This is a genomic window from Lysobacter solisilvae (genome assembly GCF_016613535.2).
Lineage (GTDB): Bacteria > Pseudomonadota > Gammaproteobacteria > Xanthomonadales > Xanthomonadaceae > Agrilutibacter > Agrilutibacter solisilvae.
Genome location: NZ_CP071518.1, coordinates 628,082 through 648,032 on the forward strand (window position 1 = coordinate 628,082; position 19,951 = coordinate 648,032).

Annotated in this window: 21 protein-coding genes; 8 read left to right on the forward strand and 13 right to left on the reverse strand. The window is 69.7% G+C overall.

What is annotated here, in order from left to right; translation table 11 throughout:
* The first annotated feature begins 49 nt into the window (after positions 1 to 49).
* From I8J32_RS02890 to prpF, 5 genes are all read left to right on the forward strand, one after another.
* Positions 50 to 307 carry a hypothetical protein gene (locus I8J32_RS02890; RefSeq protein WP_200615304.1) on the forward strand — a complete coding sequence of 86 codons (258 nt, stop codon included), beginning with the start codon at positions 50 to 52 and terminating at the stop codon, positions 305 to 307.
* Positions 308 to 511: 204 nt separating this feature from the next.
* Positions 512 to 1,396 (forward strand): tetratricopeptide repeat protein, encoded by an 885-nt coding sequence (locus tag I8J32_RS02895; protein ID WP_200615303.1) that lies wholly within the window; start codon positions 512 to 514, stop codon positions 1,394 to 1,396.
* Between the two features lie 280 nt (positions 1,397 to 1,676).
* The gene (gene acnD, locus I8J32_RS02900) at positions 1,677 to 4,289 is read left to right on the forward strand and encodes a Fe/S-dependent 2-methylisocitrate dehydratase AcnD (protein WP_200615302.1); all 2,613 of its coding nucleotides are present in this window, start codon (positions 1,677 to 1,679) and stop codon (positions 4,287 to 4,289) included.
* Between the two features lie 147 nt (positions 4,290 to 4,436).
* Positions 4,437 to 4,889, forward strand: coding sequence for an SRPBCC family protein (locus I8J32_RS02905; RefSeq protein ID WP_200615301.1), 453 nt, complete (start codon positions 4,437 to 4,439; stop codon positions 4,887 to 4,889).
* Positions 4,890 to 5,016: 127 nt separating this feature from the next.
* Entirely contained in the window at positions 5,017 to 6,213 is a 1,197-nt protein-coding gene (gene prpF / locus I8J32_RS02910; RefSeq protein WP_200615299.1) for a 2-methylaconitate cis-trans isomerase PrpF, read from the forward strand.
* 189 nt (positions 6,214 to 6,402) lie between these two features.
* Here prpF and I8J32_RS02915 read toward each other — a convergent pair whose 3' ends face one another.
* Positions 6,403 to 6,792: an SRPBCC family protein gene (locus I8J32_RS02915; RefSeq protein WP_200615298.1), complete on the reverse strand. Its 390-nt coding sequence runs from the start codon at positions 6,790 to 6,792 to the stop codon at positions 6,403 to 6,405.
* 173 nt (positions 6,793 to 6,965) lie between these two features.
* On the opposite strand from I8J32_RS02915, the gene I8J32_RS02920 reads away from it, so the two are divergent.
* Complete coding sequence (locus tag I8J32_RS02920; RefSeq protein WP_200615296.1) at positions 6,966 to 7,364, forward strand: YciI family protein; 399 nt, start codon at positions 6,966 to 6,968, stop codon at positions 7,362 to 7,364.
* A gap of 81 nt (positions 7,365 to 7,445) precedes the next feature.
* Here I8J32_RS02920 and I8J32_RS02925 read toward each other — a convergent pair whose 3' ends face one another.
* Positions 7,446 to 8,087 carry an HAD hydrolase-like protein gene (locus tag I8J32_RS02925; protein ID WP_200615295.1) on the reverse strand — a complete coding sequence of 214 codons (642 nt, stop codon included), beginning with the start codon at positions 8,085 to 8,087 and terminating at the stop codon, positions 7,446 to 7,448.
* A 191-nt stretch (positions 8,088 to 8,278) separates the two neighbouring features.
* Here I8J32_RS02925 and I8J32_RS02930 point away from each other — a divergent pair, with 191 nt between their 5' ends.
* Positions 8,279 to 8,548, forward strand: a complete 270-nt coding sequence (locus I8J32_RS02930) for a hypothetical protein (protein ID WP_200615293.1) — start codon at positions 8,279 to 8,281, stop codon at positions 8,546 to 8,548.
* A gap of 76 nt (positions 8,549 to 8,624) precedes the next feature.
* On the opposite strand, the gene I8J32_RS02935 is transcribed toward I8J32_RS02930, so the two are convergent.
* Entirely contained in the window at positions 8,625 to 9,854 is a 1,230-nt protein-coding gene (locus I8J32_RS02935) for an RCC1 domain-containing protein (protein WP_207526746.1), read from the reverse strand.
* A gap of 205 nt (positions 9,855 to 10,059) precedes the next feature.
* On the opposite strand from I8J32_RS02935, the gene I8J32_RS02940 reads away from it, so the two are divergent.
* Positions 10,060 to 10,959: a hypothetical protein gene (locus I8J32_RS02940; protein WP_200615291.1), complete on the forward strand. Its 900-nt coding sequence runs from the start codon at positions 10,060 to 10,062 to the stop codon at positions 10,957 to 10,959.
* 100 nt (positions 10,960 to 11,059) lie between these two features.
* Here the strand turns inward: I8J32_RS02940 and I8J32_RS02945 are convergent, their stop codons facing one another.
* The 10 genes from I8J32_RS02945 to msrB all read right to left on the reverse strand — a co-directional run bounded on the left by I8J32_RS02945 (position 11,060) and on the right by msrB (position 19,864).
* On the reverse strand, positions 11,060 to 11,491 hold the full coding sequence (locus I8J32_RS02945; RefSeq protein ID WP_207526747.1) for a hypothetical protein: 432 nt from the start codon (positions 11,489 to 11,491) through the stop codon (positions 11,060 to 11,062).
* A 178-nt stretch (positions 11,492 to 11,669) separates the two neighbouring features.
* Positions 11,670 to 12,047 (reverse strand): cupin domain-containing protein, encoded by a 378-nt coding sequence (locus I8J32_RS02950; RefSeq protein ID WP_200615289.1) that lies wholly within the window; start codon positions 12,045 to 12,047, stop codon positions 11,670 to 11,672.
* 144 nt (positions 12,048 to 12,191) lie between these two features.
* Positions 12,192 to 13,892 (reverse strand): tetratricopeptide repeat protein, encoded by a 1,701-nt coding sequence (locus I8J32_RS02955; RefSeq protein ID WP_207526748.1) that lies wholly within the window; start codon positions 13,890 to 13,892, stop codon positions 12,192 to 12,194.
* A 306-nt stretch (positions 13,893 to 14,198) separates the two neighbouring features.
* On the reverse strand, positions 14,199 to 15,035 hold the full coding sequence (locus I8J32_RS02960) for a right-handed parallel beta-helix repeat-containing protein (RefSeq protein WP_200615287.1): 837 nt from the start codon (positions 15,033 to 15,035) through the stop codon (positions 14,199 to 14,201).
* Positions 15,036 to 15,247: 212 nt separating this feature from the next.
* Entirely contained in the window at positions 15,248 to 16,870 is a 1,623-nt protein-coding gene (locus I8J32_RS02965) for a hypothetical protein (RefSeq protein ID WP_207526749.1), read from the reverse strand.
* A gap of 318 nt (positions 16,871 to 17,188) precedes the next feature.
* Positions 17,189 to 17,638 carry a DUF421 domain-containing protein gene (locus I8J32_RS02970; RefSeq protein ID WP_200615285.1) on the reverse strand — a complete coding sequence of 150 codons (450 nt, stop codon included), beginning with the start codon at positions 17,636 to 17,638 and terminating at the stop codon, positions 17,189 to 17,191.
* 8 nt (positions 17,639 to 17,646) lie between these two features.
* Complete coding sequence (locus I8J32_RS02975) at positions 17,647 to 18,111, reverse strand: hypothetical protein (RefSeq protein ID WP_200615283.1); 465 nt, start codon at positions 18,109 to 18,111, stop codon at positions 17,647 to 17,649.
* Positions 18,112 to 18,205: 94 nt separating this feature from the next.
* Positions 18,206 to 18,727, reverse strand: a complete 522-nt coding sequence (locus I8J32_RS02980) for a hemerythrin domain-containing protein (RefSeq protein WP_200615282.1) — start codon at positions 18,725 to 18,727, stop codon at positions 18,206 to 18,208.
* A gap of 190 nt (positions 18,728 to 18,917) precedes the next feature.
* Positions 18,918 to 19,424: a peptide-methionine (S)-S-oxide reductase MsrA gene (gene msrA, locus I8J32_RS02985; RefSeq protein ID WP_200615281.1), complete on the reverse strand. Its 507-nt coding sequence runs from the start codon at positions 19,422 to 19,424 to the stop codon at positions 18,918 to 18,920.
* Complete coding sequence (gene msrB / locus I8J32_RS02990; protein WP_200615280.1) at positions 19,421 to 19,864, reverse strand: peptide-methionine (R)-S-oxide reductase MsrB; 444 nt, start codon at positions 19,862 to 19,864, stop codon at positions 19,421 to 19,423. The genes msrA and msrB overlap by 4 nt, the downstream gene beginning before the upstream one ends.
* Positions 19,865 to 19,951 lie beyond the last annotated feature (87 nt).

The following is a 19,951-nucleotide window of genomic DNA, read 5'->3' on the forward strand; positions in this document are numbered from 1 at the left end:
GCGTGACATCATGCGGCGCCAGCACCCGCACGAGTCCCGCGTCATGGCCATGTCCGAATCCGATATCCAGCCGGGCTGGATCTATCGCACCAGCAACAACCAGGAGCGCCTGGTCCTGGGCTGGGACCGCGACGGCCGCGTCGTCTACACCTCCAAGGGCCGCGACGACGCCACGCCCTTCCAGAACTGCCACGTGCGCATCACCGGCAAGAAGTTCGCGCAGCGCGCCATCGGCAAGGTGCGTTTCATCGAGGACCTGAAGCCGTACATCATCGCCAACAAGGCGACGACGGTGGTGAGGCGCTGAAGGCAGGATCGCTGCAATGGCAGGGCCATCGGCGCGACGCCCCGACCTGCGCGCCCCCCGGCGACTCGGGGATCTACGACCCACGTGGTCTGTGCAGCGCTTCCCGGCCGCTGCCTGCCCGGGTCAGCGGCCCAACATCTCGCGGAAGGATCCTCGTCTGGCTGGGCATACTGTTCGCCAGGCCAGGCGAAACAGGGGACAGTGATGCGGATCGGCAAAGGGTGGGCACTGGTCCTGCTGCTGTGCGCGGGGACGGCGAACGCCTGCATCAATGAGGTGGGGACCGACCACCAGGGGAACCGCTTCCACGCGGACTGGCCGCTGGGTGACGGGCTGGCCATCAACCTGACGCGAGCCCCTTCGGACAACTTCTGGCTGCGAGATGCGGACGCGATCGTCACGCGAGCCCGCAGCGAGCCCGATTTCCAGACGTTGACAGCCCTGGGCATCGTGCTGATCCACCAGGGCAAGTACACGCAGGCGATCCGCCTGTTCCTGGCCCTGGAGAAGCGCTACCCCGGCCATCACCAGACGGCGGCCAATCTGGGTACGGCGCTGGAGCTGGCCGGCCACGACGCCACGGCCTTGCGATGGATCCGCCTCGGCATCCGGCGCAACGCCGATGAACACTATGGAACCGAATGGCTGCACGCCCGCATCCTGGAAGCCAAGTTGGCCCAGGCGAAGGATCCGACCTACCTGAAGCGGCATTCGGTGGCCGGCGTGACCTTCGACAAGACCCTCGTTCCCGACGTGCCGCGGCAGCTGCCCTTCGGCAATACGGGCAAGCCGGTGACCCCGCGGGAGCTCGACCAGGCCTTGTCGTATCAGCTGTTCGAGCGCACGACATTCGTGCGGTCCCGGGACCCGGTCGTCGCCAGCCTGCTCGAGGATTGGGCGACACTGAACCTGGCCGGCGGCGCCATCGAGAACGCCGCCGTGCTCTACGACGCGGCGGTGAAATACGGCGCGCCGCGCGATGCCCTGATGCGCAATCGGCAGGAATACATCGCACGGGTCCTCAGACAGGCAGGCGATTCCGAGCCCAAGGCCGACGCGCACTGCGAGATCTGCTGGCGCCAGGAGTAGCGAGCCGCACCCCACGGCGCAGCGACGTCGGGCGGGACGGCCTGCATGTTGCAGCCGGGCCGTTGCGTCCGGATCCGCTGCCACATGGCCCGGTTATTTGACCGAGCCTGACCCCAACCCCGCGATTGCGGGATAATTGCCCCAGCACCGGTAGCAACAGCTCCGGCGCCTGCCGATTGAGCCTCCGGCCGCCTCGTGAAGGCAGGCCCAGCGCTTCGGCCGCGCCACCGCCCCAGCCGGCGGCGCGCCCTGCCCCCCGCCACTTCGCAGCCGCCCAATCATGAACACTCTTTACCGCAAGCCGCTCCCGGGCACGACGCTCGACTACTTCGACGCGCGGGCCGCCATTGAAGCGATTTCGCCAGGCGCCTGGGACACGCTGCCCTACACCTCGCGCGTGCATGCGGAGAACCTGGTGCGCCGCGCGGAGCCGGCGATGCTGGAGGCCTACCTCACCCAGTTGATCGAGCGCCGGCGCGACCTCGACTTCCCCTGGTTCCCGGCGCGCGTGGTGTGCCACGACATCCTGGGCCAGACCGCGCTGGTCGACCTGGCCGGCCTGCGCGACGCCATCGCCGAACGCGGCGGCGACCCCGCGCAGATCAACCCGGTCGTGCCCACGCAGCTGATCGTCGACCACTCGCTCGCGGTCGAGGCGGCGGGCTTCGACCCGCAGGCCTTCGCCAAGAACCGCGCCGTGGAGGACCGTCGCAACGAGGACCGCTTCCACTTCATCAACTGGACGAAGAAGGCGTTCAAGAACGTCGACGTGATCCCGCCGGGCAACGGGATCATGCATCAGATCAACCTGGAGCGGATGTCGCCGGTGGTGCACGCGCGCGACGGCGTGGCCTTCCCCGACACGCTGGTGGGCACCGACAGCCACACCCCACACGTGGACGCGCTGGGCGTGATCGCGATCGGCGTCGGCGGCCTGGAAGCCGAGAGCGTGATGCTCGGCCGCGCCTCGTGGATGCGCCTGCCCGACATCATCGGCGTGGAGCTCACCGGCAAGCCGCAGCCCGGCATTACCGCCACCGACATCGTGCTGGCGCTGACCGAATTCCTGCGCCAGTCGAAAGTGGTCGGCGCCTACCTGGAATTCCGCGGCGAAGGCGCCGCCGCGCTCACGCTGGGCGACCGCGCCACGATCTCCAACATGGCTCCCGAGTACGGTGCCACCGCCGCGATGTTCTTCATCGACGACAAGACCATCGACTACCTGCGCCTGACCGGCCGCGAAGACGAGCAGGTCAAACTGGTGGAGACCTACGCCAGGCACACCGGCCTGTGGGCCGACGCGCTGGTTCGCGCCCAGTACGAACGCACGCTGTCCTTCGACCTGTCGAGCGTCGCGCGCAACATGGCCGGGCCGTCCAACCCGCACAAGCGCCTGCCGACTTCCGAGCTGGCCGCGCGCGGCATCGCCGGCGACCTCACCCAGGCACGCGCTGACGAAGCCCAGGGCCTGATGCCGGACGGCGCGGTGATCATCGCCGCCATCACCAGCTGCACCAACACCAGCAATCCGCGCAACGTGATCGCCGCCGGCCTGCTGGCGCGCAACGCCAACGCGCGTGGCCTGGTGCGCAAGCCGTGGGTCAAGACCTCGCTCGCGCCCGGCTCCAAGGCGGTGCAGCTGTACCTGGAAGACGCCAAGCTGCTGCCAGAACTTGAGAAGCTGGGCTTCGGCATCGTCGGCTTCGCCTGCACCACCTGCAACGGCATGAGCGGCGCGCTGGATCCGGCGATCCAGAAGGAAGTGCTCGAGCGCGACCTGTATGCCACCGCCGTGCTGTCGGGCAACCGCAACTTCGACGGCCGCATCCATCCCTACGCCAAGCAGGCCTTCCTGGCTTCGCCGCCGCTGGTGGTGGCCTACGCCATCGCCGGCACCGTGCGCTTCGACATCGAGAAGGACGTGCTGGGCATGGACGCGGACGGCCAGCCGGTGCGGCTCAAGGACATCTGGCCCAGCGACGAGGAGATCGACGCGATCGTCAAGGCCAGCGTCAAGCCCGAGCAGTTCCGCCAGGTGTACGAGCCGATGTTCCGCGTCGGGGCCGACCACGGCGAACGTGTCAGCCCGCTGTACGACTGGCGCCCGCAGAGCACCTACATCCGCCGCCCGCCGTACTGGGAGGGCGCGCTGGCCGGCGAACGCACGCTGCGCGGCATGCGGGCGCTGGCGGTGCTGGGCGACAACATCACCACCGACCACCTCTCCCCGTCGAACGCGATCCTGCTCGACAGCGCCGCCGGCGAATACCTGGCGAAGATGGGTTTGCCGGAAGAGGACTTCAATTCCTACGCCACCCACCGCGGCGACCACCTCACCGCGCAGCGCGCCACCTTCGCCAATCCCAAGCTGCTCAACGAGATGGTGCGCGACGACAACGGCAACGTCGTCCAGGGCTCGCTCGCACGCGTGGAACCCGAAGGCCAGGTCACGCGCATGTGGGAGGCGATCGAAACCTACATGGAACGCCGCCAGCCCCTGATCATCATCGCCGGCGCCGACTACGGCCAGGGATCCTCGCGCGACTGGGCCGCCAAGGGCGTGCGCCTGGCCGGCGTGGAGGCCATCGTGGCCGAGGGGTTCGAGCGGATCCACCGCACCAACCTGATCGGCATGGGCGTGCTGCCGCTGGAATTCCAGCCGGGCACCAACCGCACCACGCTCGGCCTGGACGGCACGGAAAGCTATGACGTCGTCGGCCCGCGCACTCCGCGCGCCACGCTCACCCTGGTGGTCCACCGCCGCGACGGGACGCGCGTGGAGGTGCCGGTCACCTGCCGCCTGGACACCGCCGAGGAGGTGTCGATCTACGACGCCGGCGGCGTGCTCCAGCGTTTCGCCAACGACTTCCTGGAGTCCGCGCAGGCCGCGTGACGCATGGCTGCCGTTCCGTGGATCCGTTGTCCGGGCAAGGCCATCGGCCGTACCCGGGGATCCACGGTGACCGGCACGAAGAACCCGGGTGCGCTGAGCATGCCCGGGCTACGGTAGAAAGAACCCCCCACGCAAAGGAGTAGCGACATGACCGGTACCGTCACCCTGCACCGCGTGCTCAAGGCGCCCGCCGAGCGCATCTACCGCGCCTTCCTGGATCCCGATGCGATGGCCAAGTGGCTGCCGCCACACGGCTTCACCGGCAAGGTCCATGCGATGGACGCGCGCGTGGGTGGCAGCTACCGCATGTCGTTCACCAATTTCTCCACCGGCAACAGCCACAGCTTCGGCGGCACCTACGTCGAGCTGGTCCCGAACGAGCGCATCGTCAACACCGACCGCTTCGACGACCCGAACCTGCCCGGCGAGATGCGCAACACCATCACCCTGCGCCCGGTGATGGGCGGCAACACCGAACTGCAGGTCGTGCAGGAAGGCATCCCCGCCGTGATTCCGGTGGAGATGTGCTACCTGGGCTGGCAGGAGTCGCTCACGCTGCTGGCGCAGCTGGTGGAAGCGAACATTCCCGACAACCCCTGAGCCATCCGATTGCCGTCATCCCCTCGAAAGCGGGGATCCAGTGTCTTGCGCCATTCGATCGTGAAGTCGCTGGATTCCCGCTTTCGCGGGAATGACGGCTTGTCCCGAACCGTCCATAGGTCTCCCCATGCCCCACGCCCCCCAACTCCGCATCCCCGCCACCTACATGCGTGGCGGCACCAGCAAGGGCGTGTTCTTCCGCCTGCAGGACCTGCCGGTCGCCGCGCAGGTCCCCGGTGCGGCGCGCGACGCGCTGCTGATGCGCGTGATCGGTTCGCCCGATCCCTACGGCAAGCACACCGACGGCATGGGCGGGGCGACCTCCAGCACCAGCAAGTGCGTGATCCTGTGCACCTCAAGCGTGGCCGACCACGACGTGGATTACCTGTACGGCCAGGTGTCGATCGACCAGGCCTTCGTCGACTGGAGCGGCAACTGCGGCAACCTGTCTTCTGCGGTGGGCCCGTTTGCCATCGCCCACGGCCTGATCGACCCCGCCCGCGTGCCGCGCGACGGCATCGCGACCGTGCGTATCTGGCAGGCCAACATCGGCAAGACCATCGTCGCCCACGTGCCGATGGCGAACGGCCAGGTGCAGGAAAGCGGCGACTTCGAACTGGACGGCGTGACCTTCCCCGCCGCGGAGATCCAGCTGGAGTTCCTCGATCCGGCCGACGAGGGCGAAGGCGGCGGCGCGATGTTCCCCACCGGGAACCTGGTAGACACGCTCGAGGTGCCCGGCGTGGGCACGCTGCAGGCCACGCTGATCAATGCCGGCATCCCCACCGTGTTCCTCAACGCCGCCGACCTGGGTTACACCGGCGCGGAACTGCAGGGCGCGATCAACGACGACAAGGCCGCGCTGGCGAAGTTCGAGGCCATCCGCGCCTACGGCGCGGTGCGCATGGGCCTGATCGCCGACGTCGCCCAGGCCGCCACCCGCCAGCACACGCCCAAGGTCGCCTTCGTCGCGCCGCCGCAGGACCACGTGGTGTCCAGCGGCAAGGCCATCGCGGCCGGCGATGTCGACCTGCTGGTGCGCGCGCTGTCGATGGGCAAGCTGCACCACGCGATGATGGGCACCGCCGCCGTCGCCATCGGCACGGCGGCGGCCATTCCCGGCACGCTGGTCAACCAGGCCGCCGGCGGCGGCGCGCGCGAAGCCGTGCGCTTCGGCCATCCTTCCGGCACCCTGCGCGTGGGCGCGCAGGCGCGCCAGGTCAACGGCGAGTGGACGGTGACCAAGGCGGTGATGAGCCGCAGCGCGCGCGTGCTGATGGAAGGCGCCGTGCGCGTGCCGGCCGATCCGGCTTACGCGGAGTAGAACAGCCCCCTGCTGCGGGACGGTGGGATGGGGACCGCCGATCGCCGCGTCGCTTTTAGCCCCTTCCCCCGCTCTGCGGGGGGTGAGAGGACGCGCTTGCGGACCACTGGTCCGCGCGTCATCGAACGCCAGCAGGCTGTGCCTGCTGGCCGGGACGGTTGGGATGGGGGCCAACGATCGCCGCGCGCCCTAACCCTCCAGCGTCCGCTTCATCGCCGCCAGCCCCTGCTCGATCATCGCCGCCACCTTCGGCTCCAGCTCGCTCGGCAGCAGGTCGGCGATCCACACCAGGCGCGTTCCCCCACTCTCGGCGAAGGCCTGCAACGAGGCGTTGTAATGGGTGAACGGCGCACCCACCGCCGACCACGCCACCCGCCGCCGCGTGTCGTCGATGGAGATGATCTGCTCGCGCGCGCTCATGCCACTGGCGAAAGTGACCACGCGGGTATCACCTTCCATGCGGCAGTCGGTCACGAAGCCCGGCACCAGCCGCTCATGGATGTGGCCCACATCGCGCATCGCGTCCCAGACGCCGTCGGTCGCGGCCGCAACCTGCACTTCCCGATGGATGGAGGCCATCTGCGTGCTCCTCGCCGGGGACCGCCCGGCTCCCGGAGCAGCCTAGCGCCGCGCGGGCGCTCGCGTTGGACACAAGTCGACGCTTCCGCACGCGCGCAGTGTCCGCCGCGCCCGTACTTCGCCCCGCGTCCCGCATGCGGCATCATCAGCGCTTCCCCACCACAGGCGATCCCATGCAGTTCCTGATGCTGGTCTATACCGATCCCGCCCTGCTGGAAGCCCTCGACGAAGACGAGTACGCCACGCTGATGCGCGGCTGCCTGGAGCATGCCGACGAGCTGCGCGAACAGGGCGTCCTGCTCGCCTCGCAGCAGCTGGAGGCGGCGGCCACGGCGCGCAGCTTCCGCACGCGCGGCGGCCGTACCCAGGTATTCGACGGGCCCTTCGCCGAAACCAAGGAAATGCTCGCCGGCTTCAACATCCTGGAGGCCGACAGCCTCGATGACGCCGTGCGTATCGCGCAGGAGTTCCCGTGGTCGCGCACCGGCAGCATCGAGGTACGGCCGGTCCGCGACATCGACGGCGTGCGCCGGCAGGTCGGCGCGCGGATGCCGGCGGCGGCCAATACCTGATTTCGCGTCGGCACGAGCGCCGGCATGGCTGAGTTCGTCGCGGCGTTGCGGGCGCGCTCAAGTTGAGCCGGTCCGAGCGCCTCACGCGCCGCCGAAGCGGCGCAGCTGTTCCACCGTTTCGAAGAATTCCTCCGGTTGCGCAGCGCGCAGCGCGTCGGCGTGCGCGTAACCCCAGCCAACCGCGCCGAAGGCCACGCCGGCCGCGCGTGCGGCCTCGCCATCGCTGAGCTGGTCGCCGACGTAGATCGCGTCCGTGGCCGCCGCCGGGGTCCCGCTCGCCGCCGCGCGCCGCACCAGGCGGGCGATGCGGCGCTGCTTGCCGAGCATGTGCGCGCCCCCGTCGATCAGTTCGATGGCGGCCATCAGCGTGTCGCCGAGCACGCGGCGCACGTTGTCGACGGAATTGGAGGTCAGGATCGCCAGCCGGACCTCGCGTTCGCGCAGGTGCAGCAGGGTGTCGGCGATGCCCGGAAACAGCGGCACCGGGGGCGCTTCACGCATGGCGCGGATGAAGTCGGCGGCCACCACAGGCAGCTTCCAGGCCGGCACCGCCAGTTCGCGCATGATCTCGCGGGGCCCGAGCCGGCGCAGGTCCTCGATTCGGTCCTCGGCCACCGCCGTGAAGCCGTGCCGCTGCGCCAGCACCTGCTGGGCCTGGAGGAAGAACGGGAACGAGTCGGCGAGCGTGCCGTCGAAATCGAAGATGACGAGCGGATATTTCATGGGTCCGGTCCGTGGCGCCGCGCGTTGCGGATGATGACCGGTCCGGCCGCCGACGGCGAGAGCGCAGGCCCGGCCAGCGGCCACGCGCGGGTACCCCCCATCCGGGTGAATGACAGCCCGGCCACGCCTCCCGGCAAATAGCCCTGTCACCCGAAGCGCTCCGCGCCCGGCCACGTCCCCCGAGGTGTCCGATGAACCTGATCTATTCGCACAGCTACGCCAGCGCGCGCACCTTCGCCCTGCACCACGACTTCATGCCGGGCGACTGGAAGTGGATCCAGGATTCCAACATCGTCCGGCAGAACCCGCGCGCCGACGTGTACCGCGTGCCCAAGTGGGAAGCCAACCCGAAGCGGCAGAAGATCGACGAAGCACTGGAGCAGGCGCGCAGGGCCCGGCGCCTGGGCACGGTGACCGACGCGGACGGATCGCCGGGCACGCTGGGGATCTCGGGCGCCTGAACGCGTCCTGCGCGGGCCGCGCGGCGGCCCGACGTCCTGCATCGCCCCCCGGCTACCGCGCCGCTACAGGCCGTCCCTAGCGGCACCCCATCAGCGCGCGGATGTCACCGCCCTGCGCGATCAGGTAGTCCGCCTGCGCCAGGGTCAGCTGCCGACCGCGCTGCGCGCGCGCCAGCTGGCGGAAGCTCTTCATCGCCAGGCAGGCCACGCGGGTGTTCTGCACGCCCAGGCCCACCAGCGCCAGGCTCAGCCGCGCCCGCAGCGCGCGGCGGATGACCACCCCGGGCAACTGCGCGACTTCGGCGCGCAGCTCGCGGATCGCCTGTTCCGGCGACAGCGCATCGCGCAGCGCGAGGTTGTGGAAGCCGCACGCGGCAATCGCCGTGACGCCGATCAGCCCGGCCGGAATGCTCGCCTGCCCGTCGCTGTCGAAACCCCACGCCACCAGCGTGCCGTCGGCGCGCAGGGCCAGGCTGTGGCTCACGCCGCCGGCGATGGCCACGACGTTGGTCAGGCCCGCGGGCGTTGGCCGGGGGCTGTCGAAGTCGCCCCAGCTCGCCACCGTGCCGTCCGCGCGCAGGGCCATGCTGACCAGGTTGCCCGCCGCGATGGCCACGACGTTGGCCAGGTCCGACGGAACGTCGAGCTGGCCGTTGATGTTGTCGCCCCAGGCGACCACGGTGCCGTCGCCCTTCAGCGCCAGGCTGTGGAAGCGGCCGGCGGCGATGGCGGTCACGCCGGCCAGGCCCGCGGGCACCGTGGACTGGCCGAACAGGTCGCTGCCCCAGCCCACCACCGTGCCGTCGGACCGCAGGGCCAGCGTATGCAGGCCCCCGGCCGCGATCGCGGTCACGCCGGCCAGGCCCGCGGGCACCTGCGCCTGCAGGTCGGCATTGCCGCCCCAGGCCACCACGGTGCCGTCCGACCGCAGGGCCACGCTGTGGAACAGCCCGCCGGCGACCGCGGTCACGCCGCTCAGGCCCGGGGGCACGTCGCACTGCCCGAAGCTGTTGCTGCCGAAGGCCGAAACGGTGCCGTCGGCATGCACGACCAGGCTGTGCAGGTGGCCGGCACCGATGGCCACGACGTCATTTGAATTGGCCGGGAGGGTGGTCTGGCCGTCGATCCCCAGCCCCCAGGCCGCGACGGTGCCCTGCGCGAGGACGGCCGCCGGCAGCAGGCACAGGCCCGCTGCCAGGAGCCACGCGCGCCAAGGCCACCGGCGAGCCGGGCGTTCATGGTTGCCGGATGCGGGTTGGCCAGGTGCGCCGACCCGGAGCTGCCTTGCTGTTTCGCGCGAAATCATCGCGTGCCTCCCATGGCGTCGGTCGGCGGCGGCGCTCGACTGACTCGACTACGAAGATGTCCGCCCTCTCAGGATCACGCGAAATTCGGACATGGTCGGTCAGGCCATTCGGGTCAGCCAGATGAACACGGCGGTCCGGCGCCCGCCTGCCGCCGCACCGGCCGGCGTTGCTACCCTGCGGGGAATTCCGCTTGTTTCCGCAGACATGCGCCGCACGATCCAGGCCACCGTTGCGATCCTCCTGCTCGGCGTCGTCGCCGTCGCCGACGCCGCCCAGCCCCCGCCCGGCTCACGCGCCGACCCGCAGGTCGCCGTGGCCGGCACGACCCTGCATTACACGGGGTTGCTCAACCGGGTCGGGCTCGAGCGGCTGCGCACGGTGCTGGCGCAGCATCCGGAGCTGGTCGAACTGCAGGTGAACTCGTCCGGCGGCGAAGCCCTGCCGGCCATCGAGATCGGCACGCTGGTCCGCGCGCGGGCGCTGTCGATCCGCGTCGAACAGCGCTGCAACTCGGCCTGCGCCAATTATCTGTTCGTGCCCGCCACGCGCCGCACGATCGCGCCCGGCGCGATGGTGGTGTGGCACAACGCCTGTCCGCAGAACCTGCCGGCCGACCTGCGCTTCTCGCAGGTGCTGCAGGGAAAAGTGGAGAACGTGGGCGGCATGGCCTACGTCGACGGCAAGGCCAGCACGCACACGCTGTCGCGCCGGCAGGCGCAGGCGCTGGATCGCGACATGCGGCGCTATTTCCGCCAGTACGCGCAGCGGCACACCGCGTTTTTCGCCGGCCTGGGCGTCGACAGCCGCATCGTCTGCCTGGGTGATTACGTCAACCTGCCCAAGGGCAAGGGCCAGGCGTACACGATGTCGGTCGAGGACATGGCGCGATTCGGCGTGTGCGGCGTCACCGCCGAGCCCGATTACCTCGCCCGCGTCGAGCGTGCGCTGGCGCGCGACGGCAAGTCGGCCACGGGCGGCGTGATCCGGCTGGCCGATTTCCCGCAACTCAAGTTGCGCCAGCCCCAACCGCGAGCCGCCTGCGCACCGGCCAGCGCACGCGCGGCGGCGCCGCCGGCCCTGCCTGCGGGCCGTCCGCGCAGATGAAACGCCGCGTGGCTCCGGGCGTGCCGGGAGCCGGCCGCATCACCACCCCTGGCCAAGTCGCCCGAAGCGCGTGCGGCGACGGCGAGCGTCCCCGAGTGGTTCAGCAGGGCCCGTCCTGCACCCAACCGTTGTCGACCCGACGCATGCGCTGGCCGTTTTCGCAGCGCACGCGATCGGTCTGCCGGGTCTGCTGCGCCTTGCGCGCCAGCTCCTGCGCGCGCAGGCGCTCCTGCATGCGGATGGTGGCCTCCCGTGCTTCGCGCCAGTTCGCCTCGCGCGTGCCGGCATCGGCGACCACCGTCGCGGGCGCTGCAGGCGCAGCCGGAGTCGTGTCGGCGAGATCGGTGTTTCCAGCCGTCGCCTCCGCGGGCAACGGCGCCGCGCTCGCGACCGCCATCGACGGCCCGGGTGCCGTGGCCGTGGGTTGCGGCGTCAGCCAGGCGCGCATCGCCATCGCGCCGCCTGCCACCAGCGCGCCGAGCACCACGACGGTGAGCAGGCGCCCACCCCTCCCAGACCTGCGTCGCCTCATGCTGTCCCCTGCACCCGGTGCCTGCGCCGGAACGGCGCGCCGCCGCCTTTGTGCTTCAAGGCGACGGCGGGATCAAGCCCGCGCCGGACGGACGGCGCCGCCGGGTGCCGCAACTGTGACGCGGTGCGGCGCTTGCCCGTGATGCAGGGCAGCCAGCAGCGATTTGCCGCCCCAGCGGCTACTTCAACTCGATCACCAGGGTCCGCGTGGGCTTCTTGCCGGTGTTCTTCGTCTCGTGGGTCGCCGGCCCGCTCCACATCACGTCGCCCGGCTTGCGGTCCAGGGTCTTCGTCGAGCCGTCCGCCTGGGTCTGGGTCGCCGACCCGCCCGACAGGAACACCACCATGCTGTCGCCCTCGTGCGAGTGCACGCCCGTCGTGGCGCCGGGGGGCATGTTGAGCTCGATCACCCGCACCTTGTCGTTGTCGAGCACCACCTTGGCGTTGCTGCCGGCGGTCACGGCCATGTCCTGCGCGCTGGCGAGCGGCGCGAGGATGAGCGAGGCCAGCAGGCCGGCGGCGAGCAGACCGCCACCCAAAAAGTAGTCGCGCTTCATGGGGCATCTCCGTTCCGAGGGGATGACCGTTAGAGCATTCAGGCTTGTGGTCGGATATCCCCCGGGTGGGGGTGGCTCACCGGTGCTGCCGCGCCCGGCACCGCAGGCGGCGGCGCTGCCCCCGCCTGCATGCCGGCCGTGACCCTACATGCGCGACGCCGTCAGCTTGATGTCCGCGTTCTGCCAGGCCTTCGCGAAGCGCGCTTCCACCTGCGCGGCGTCGGCATCGCGCTTCTGCGCGCGCAGCGCCTGGGCCAGCCCGTACAGCGACCAGCCGTTTTCCGGGTTGCGCTGCAGTTCCTCACGGTAGACGGCCTCGGCCTCCTTCGGCTGCCGGTTGGCCAGCAGCAGGTAGCCCAGCGTCTGGCGCGTCGGCGCGTGCCAGCCCGGCGGTTCGTCGTAGGGAATGCGGTCCTCGATCGTCACCGCCTCGCGCAGCGCGGCGATGCCGGCCGCGCGATCGCCGCGCGCGGTGGCCAGTTCGCCGGCGACATTCAGGCGGGCGATGCGGACCGCGTGCGACAGCGGGTAGCGATCCCAGACGGTGAGCGTGTCCATCACCGGATCCGCGGCGAGCTTGTCGAGCGCGGCCAGGTGTCCGGCGGCGGCGTCCAGGCGCTTCTGGCGCACGGCGGCCATGCCCTGCGCGTAGTGCCAGATCGCGGTGACGTAGGGCAGGTCGGGCGCGGGGTTGGGCTCGGCGACGATCTCGTCCCAGCGGCCGAAACGCACGCGCTCGAACCATGGCGTCAGCCAGAAATGCTGCAGGCCGGCGAAGCCCGGCTGGCGCATCAGCTCCGGCAGGTTCGTGCGCGTGGCGGTATGCGCGGCGGCGGACTTCGACAGCGCGCTGGTGCCTTCCATGCTCGAGGCGAACCACAGGAAGTGGTGGTTGTGCGGCACGTAGCCCAGCGGATAGACGCCCTTGGTATTGCCGCGGCACAGGGCCAGGTACCGGTCGTCGGCCTCGATCGCGATCTGGTTGGCCAGCACGGCGTCATGCCAGCGCCCCACGCGCGAATAGATGTGCGCCGGCATGTGCACCAGGTGCCCGGATGCCGGGATCAGCGTGCGCAGGCGGTCGGCGGCCGCGGCACCGCGTTGCGGGTCGGACGAGGCTTCCACCGCGTGCACGTAAAGGTGCAGCGCGCCGGCGTGCCCGGGGTCGCGCGCGATCACCTTCTCCAGCGTCGACACCACGCTCGCGGTGTGGCCCTTGGGCTTGAGCGCCGCGTCGTAGTAGTCCCAGGGCTGCGTGTCCATCATCGCTTCGGCGTGGAACGTGGCGGCGTCCAGGTCATCGGGCATCTGCGCGGCCAGCTGGCCCATCGCCTGCGCGTACGCCTCGTCCAGCGCCTTGCGATCGGCCGGCGGCTGCTCCGCGTAGCGCGCGGACAAGGCGCGGATGAAACCCTGCTCGCGCGCGGTGGCCTTGGGCGCCAGCGCGATCGCCTTCTGCAGGCGGCTCCACGCCACCGGATTGTTGGCCGGGTCCATGCCCGCGTTGACGTGCGGGCCGATCACCAGCGCCGCGCCCCACCAGCACATCGCGCAGTCCGGATCGAGCTCGGTCGCGCGCAGGAAGGACCGCTCGGCCGCGTCGTGGTTGAAGCCGTAGGTCAGCATCAGGCCCTGGTCGAACCAGCGATTGACCTCGGGATGGGCGGTGGTGATGGCGAAGTGGTAGTTGCCTAGGCCCTCGAGCAGCGTGGCGCCGACGGGCGCGGTCGCGGTCGGGGGCGGTGCGGAAGTCGCGGCAGGCACCGGCTCGCGCGCGGTCTGCATGCAGGACAGGGTGAAGGCGGCGAGGAAGGCGGTCACCGCAACGGCCAAAAGACGTTTCATGGGAATTTCCCGTGTCTGGGCGCCGATCTGTTCTACGCCGCAGCGGCGGGGGAAGCAATCTGCAGTGCGGGGTGAAGCCCCTTCCCCCGCTCCGCGAATCTGCTCCTTCCACCGCTCCGCGGATCTGCCCCTTCCCCCGCTCCGCGGGGGGGTGAGAGGACGCGTTTGCGGACCACTGGTCCGCGCGTCATCGAACGCCAGCAGGCTGTGCCTGCTGGCCGGGACGGTTGGGATGGGGGCCAACGATCGCTGCGTCGCTGCAATTAACCCCTTTCCCCGCGGATAGCAGAGAGGGGAACAAAAAAATCACGGAATCAAAAAATTCCCACCCGCATCCAGACAGTTGCCATCGAGCCCACCACCCGACTCCAGCGTGTTGTCCTTCGCCACGCCGCCGCCGGCGTCGTCGCAGTCCAGGGCCCAGCTCGCGCCGGACAGGCTGTTGTTCACCACCCGCACGCGATCGGCGCTTGCATAGAGCACCACCGCTCTGTTGCTCGTGCCGCCCAGGCCGCTGACGCGGTTGCCGATCACCGTGCCGTCCACGTTGTCGCCCACGCCAATCCCGGTCGTGGTGGTGGCCGTCACCATCGGGGTCGTGCCCCAGACGGTGTTGTCGATGATGTTGGTGGCGCCGCGGCTGTCGATGCCCAGCGTGGTGGCCAGGCCCTGGCCCAGGTTGGTGCTGCCGCCGGTGGCGAACACGAGGTTGCCGCGGATCAGCGAGCCATCGCCGCTCACGTGCACGCCGATGTAGGTATTGCCGTCGAAGCGGTTGTTCTCCACCACGTGCCCGCCGCCGGTCCCGGCGAGGTTGATGCCCTGGCGGAAGCCGCGCACGTTGCAGTTGCGCACCGTGATGTTGAGCCGGTTGTTGGCGTAGATGCCGGCGGTCATCGTGTTGTCGCCCGCCGCCAGCCCGCCCAGCTTGTAGCCGTTGCAGTCGATGGTGACGTTGTTGGTGGCGATGCCGATGGCGAAGCCGCTGGTGATGGCGGTCGACACGTCCTGCTTGAGGCAGTACACCCCCTGGGTGGAGATCGTCACCGGCAGGGTGGTCAGGTTGGTGCAGTTGACGGTTTCGGCGTGCGCGGGAAACACCCCGCAGCAGGCGAGCAGGAAGAAGGCGACGATGCGGTTCATGGACTCTCCGGAGGGACCGGCCCGAGGGGGGCCGATCGTTGGGTTAAACCTCTTTGACGCAATCCGGACCCCGGCCCGGCCGCGCCTGCCGATGGGCACCCGCGTTCCACCGCGACCGCAAACGAAAGTGGCCGGCACCGGGCCGGCCACTTCCGATCACACTCGATCGCGGTCGTCGCAGCGCACCCGCCGCGACGACTGCTCCCCGCGCATCACCGCATGCGCAGCTTCTTGCCCTGGTAGTTCGTTTCCTCGGCCTCGCGCAGTTCCTGCATCAGCAGGGCCTTGGTGGGATTGGCCAGCGCGCTGCACGCCGGCGCCTTGTCCGGGTTGCCCTGGTTGATGCAGATCTCCTTGGCCCAGTACTGCAGGGACTTGAAGGGGAAGTTCATCGCGTAGTCGGTCGCGGCCAGCACCTGCCGGTTGGCCGGGTCCTGCGGCTGCGTGCCGGGGCGGCTCTGGAACCAGCGCATCCAGTCGTCCGAGCCTTCCTGGAAGAACACCAGGTTGCCCTGCACGTTGCCGGGCACCGGCTGGCCGGTGGCGTTGATCTTGGCCAGCGGCGTGGGCAGCAGGAAGGAGGCCATCGCGTACTGCGACACGCCGTGGCAGCTCATGCACGAGGACATGGCCATGTTCGGGCCACCCACGTCGACCAGCTTGCAGGTCGTCGGGTCCTTGCAGATCGTCTTGGGATTGCAGCCCGCGCCGGTGCAGGTGTAGTACGGCGGGTTCTGCACCGCGCCGTCGTTGGGGCCCGACAGCCGGCCGCCCCAGCCCAGGGTCTCGGTCGCGTACACGGGCGCGGCGGGATTGATCCAGTTCTCGTTGAGCGTGTCGCCGGCCTTCGTCGCCTGCGGGTCGTTGCCCCACATCGCGCCCAGCGGCACCATCTGCGCCCACGCGTCGCTGGCCGGCGTGCCGCCCGGTGCCTTGACGGCGTTGTCGAAGGTGAGCGTGCTGAACACCCAGCCGGTCTTCGGCGCGGCCTTCGTATCCTTCACGATGATGTCGAACTGGAAGAACGACACCTGGAACTGCGAGGGCGTGCCGGCCTGCGTCTGCGAGGCGCAGTCGAAGGTGGGCAGGTAGATCGTCCATGGCAGCGCGCCCTTCATCGGCGGCCAGGTGCTGGCATCGGCGGTGGAGAACGCGGCCTTGACGACGATGGAGCCCTCGTCGAACTGCGAGGCGTTGTTGCTCAGGTCCGGCGCCAGCGAGGCGCTGCCCCACACGCGCTGCAGCGAGCGCGCGGCCACGTCGTTGTAGAACACCAGCACGTAGGTGGTGAACGGCTGCGTCAGCCCCGACTTGGGAAACAGCACCGGCGAGAAGCAGGTGGATCCGGTGTAGGCGCCGTGGATGCCGTCGCGGATCGGCGACAGCCAGGGCTGGTTGAACCAGCCCAGTTTCGCCGGATCCCAGGTCGAAGGCTGGCTGGTCGTGCGCGGGTCGGACAGCAGCGTCACCATGTCGTCGGTGATGTACTGCTTGAGCAGCTCGACGTACTGTCCGGCCGTCTGCGGCGTGATCGGCTGGCCGTTCAACGATTGCGTCCACGGGTAGCCGCCGGCCGGTGGCGGCGGTGTCGTGGTGGGATAGGCATAGCTGCCGTCGAAACCGCGGAACCCATCCGGAACACCGGTGGCGGGCGGCGCGTACGGACTGGCCGGCGCGGCGGCGGCGCCGACCGTGCCCTTGGCGGCGACCGCCTGCGTTGCTGCACTCTTCACGACCTCGCCCTTCTCCGGGCTGGCCTGCGCGATCTTCCAGATACCGGCGGCGGCGACGGCCGCCAATCCCACCAACAGCAACGACCTGATGTGCACGTGCATGAGCTGTCCTCCTTGAAGCAGACGAATGTTCCGGCGTACCTGCCGGCATGGCACGGGGTGGCGCGAAGTGGTGGTTGGTTGCCCTCGATGGCCAATGGACGCAATCGCGTCGCGGTTACCGGTGTGCACACCGCTTCGTGGCATCGCACAGCCGCGCGGCCTGCAAGGCCCGCATCGGCTGCGAAGTGCGACGTATCGGCGCTTTCCCCTGCCTGCTATATACGCCGCCGCCTGGCGGGGGGCAACCGCGGATGGCGGGTGGCCTCGTTCCGGGGCGGTGGTCGCCACGCAATGACGAAGGCGCGCCGCATCATCGGATCACGACGAACGGCGCGGCACCACGGAGATCTTCCCGTCGTTCTCCAGCGTGGCGTCCTTGATGGCGCCCATCGAATCGATGCCCTGCGTGAAGCGCGCCGACATCAGGATCTCCTCCTCGTCGACGCGCGCCTTGTCCATGTTTTCCTTCAGCAGCTTGCCGTCGCGCACCAGCGGCAACGGCAGGCCGTCCAGCCACCGGCTGACGCGGGGCGAACGATGCTTGACGATCGACAGCAGCACGCTCATGCCGGTGAGCGTCATGATCAGCAGGAAGGCGTTGGTGACCGAGTGGTCGCTGTCCACCATCGCCTGGTTGGTGACCTCGGAGATGATCAGCAGCAACACGAGTTCGAATGGCGTGGTCTGGGCCAGCGTCCGCTTGCCGGAGATGCGGAAGATCAGCCAGAGGAAGACGTAGACGGTGACACCGCGAAAGACCGATTCCATGGGACACCTCAGGGATAGGCGTACTGCTCGATGAGTACCCGGTGCCTGCCCTCCACCGACACGCCGCCGCGCATCTTCCCGAAGGTCGCCGGCGCGAAACGGAACTCGATCGCCGCTGGCGTGGTGCCCGCCGCGGTGTTGAACAGGAACTGGGTGTAACCGGGCCCGGCCTGCTGGCGTTCGGGCCCCGGCACGATGCTGTCGATCTCCATCCGGTCGACGAGCGCCTGGTCGATCCGCAGTTGCAGCACGCCGCTCGGCGTCACGGAAGGATCCACTCGGATGCTCAGGGCGGTGGGCGCGCTGGAGCGCACCAGCCGCTCGTACTCGACCTCCAGCGTCCCCGCCGAGCCCCGGCGGGCATGGCTGAGCGGACCGTCGCCGAACGCCCCCAACAGGGTGGCGGCCAGGGCGAGGGCCCCCACGGCCCAGCCCACCCGCTCCACGCGCCAGGCGGCGCGATGGTGCCGCATGACCTGCGCGCGGTCCGCCTGGCCTGCCGTTTCCGCGGACGCCGACGCCCGGGGTGATCTGCGCTGGCCTGGCGTGCTGCGCGCCATCGGGGGTTTACCGGGTGATGGACCTGACCGTGCCCTTCAAGCCGGCCTTGACCTTCTCCGCCACCAGCAGCGTCTGCGCGGCGGAGGAGTCCTTCCAGTTCTCGTAGCGCTCGTCCAGGTCGGCCAGTTCTTCGGCCGAGAACATCTTGCGCGCCATGGCGAACATGGTCTTCTCTTCTTCCTTGGCGTGGTGGTCGATGAACTCGCCGAACACCTTCACCCGGCCGGCGAACTCGGGCGTTCCCGGGTCTGCGGCGTGCACGTCGGGGATCACCGAGGTCTCAACCGCGTGGTGCTCGGCGAGCGCTTCGGCGTGCGTCTGCAGCCCGTCGCGGTCCGCGCGCTCCATGAATTCGGGATAGAACACCTGCTCTTCCCACTTGGCGTGCGGGATGAGGCTGGCCTCGATCTTCTCGAGCAGCTCGCCACGCGTCTTGACCGCGCGATCCGTGGTGTCCTTGATTTCGTCGAACAGGGCGCGCAGCACGTCGTGCTCACGCTTGAGGGTCTTGAGGATGTCGCGAGCCATGGGGTGTCTCCAGGTGTGGAGCGCCATGGTGTTCGCCGCATCGTCAATGGGGCGTGTTGTGCGACTGACCAACGTGCGCGCGCACCGCCGCGCGCATTCAGCACGCGGGTGTCAACGCCGCGTGGGTGCGCGCCCGCTCGATGAACCCTTCAGCCACGCGCCGCATGCGCGCGGGTGGGCATTTCCGCCGCTAGGCCGCACCGCGACGCGGCAGCCTCCAGTCTGGGCGCGCGAAGTGGCAGGTGTAGCCACCGGGATTGCGTTGCAGGTAATCCTGGTGCTCAGGCTCGGCTTCCCAGAAATCGCCCGCGGGCGCCACTTCGGTCACCGCCTTGCCGGGCCACAGGCCGGAGGCGTCGACGTCGGCGATGGTGTCCAGCGCGATGCGCTGCTGCTCCGGGGTGGTGTAGTAGATCGCCGACCGGTACGAGGTACCCAGGTCGTTGCCCTGCCGGTTGCGCGTGGAGGGGTCGTGGATCTGGAAGAAGAATTCGAGCAGGTCGCGGTAGCTGATGCGCGCCGGATCGAACACGATCTCCACCGCCTCGGCGTGCGTGCCGTGGTTGCGGTAGGTGGCGTTGCGCACGTCGCCGCCGCTGTAGCCCACGCGCGTGGCGAGCACGCCGTCCTTCGCGCGCAGCAGGTCCTGCACGCCCCAGAAGCAGCCGCCGGCGAGGATCGCGGTTTCCGTCGTCATCGCACGTCCTCCACCTGGTCGAGGTAGTCGCCATAGCCGGCCGCCGCCATCTCCTCGCGAGGGATGAAGCGCAGCGACGCCGAATTGATGCAGTAGCGCAGCCCGCCCCGGTCGGCCGGGCCGTCTTCGAAGACGTGGCCCAGGTGGCTGTCGCCATGCACGGAGCGCACTTCAGTGCGCAGCATGCCGTGCGAGCTGTCGCGCAGCTCGCGCACGTTGGCCAGCGGCCGGGTGAAACTGGGCCAGCCACAGCCGGATTCGTATTTTGCCGACGAGGCGAACAGCGGTTCGCCCGAGACGATGTCGACGTAGATGCCCGCCGCCTTGTTCTGCAGGTATTCCCCGGTGCCGGGGCGTTCGGTTCCGCTTTCCTGGGTAACCCGGTACTGCTCCGGCGTGAGCCGGGCAATGGCCTCGGGCGTCTTGCGGTAGTCGCTCATCGGGGGCTCCTGTGCGGTGGGCCTGGCGTCTGGGCGACGCCGGGGGTCTTGCTGGTGAAACCGTGTTCGCCGAATCGTGCTCCCGGA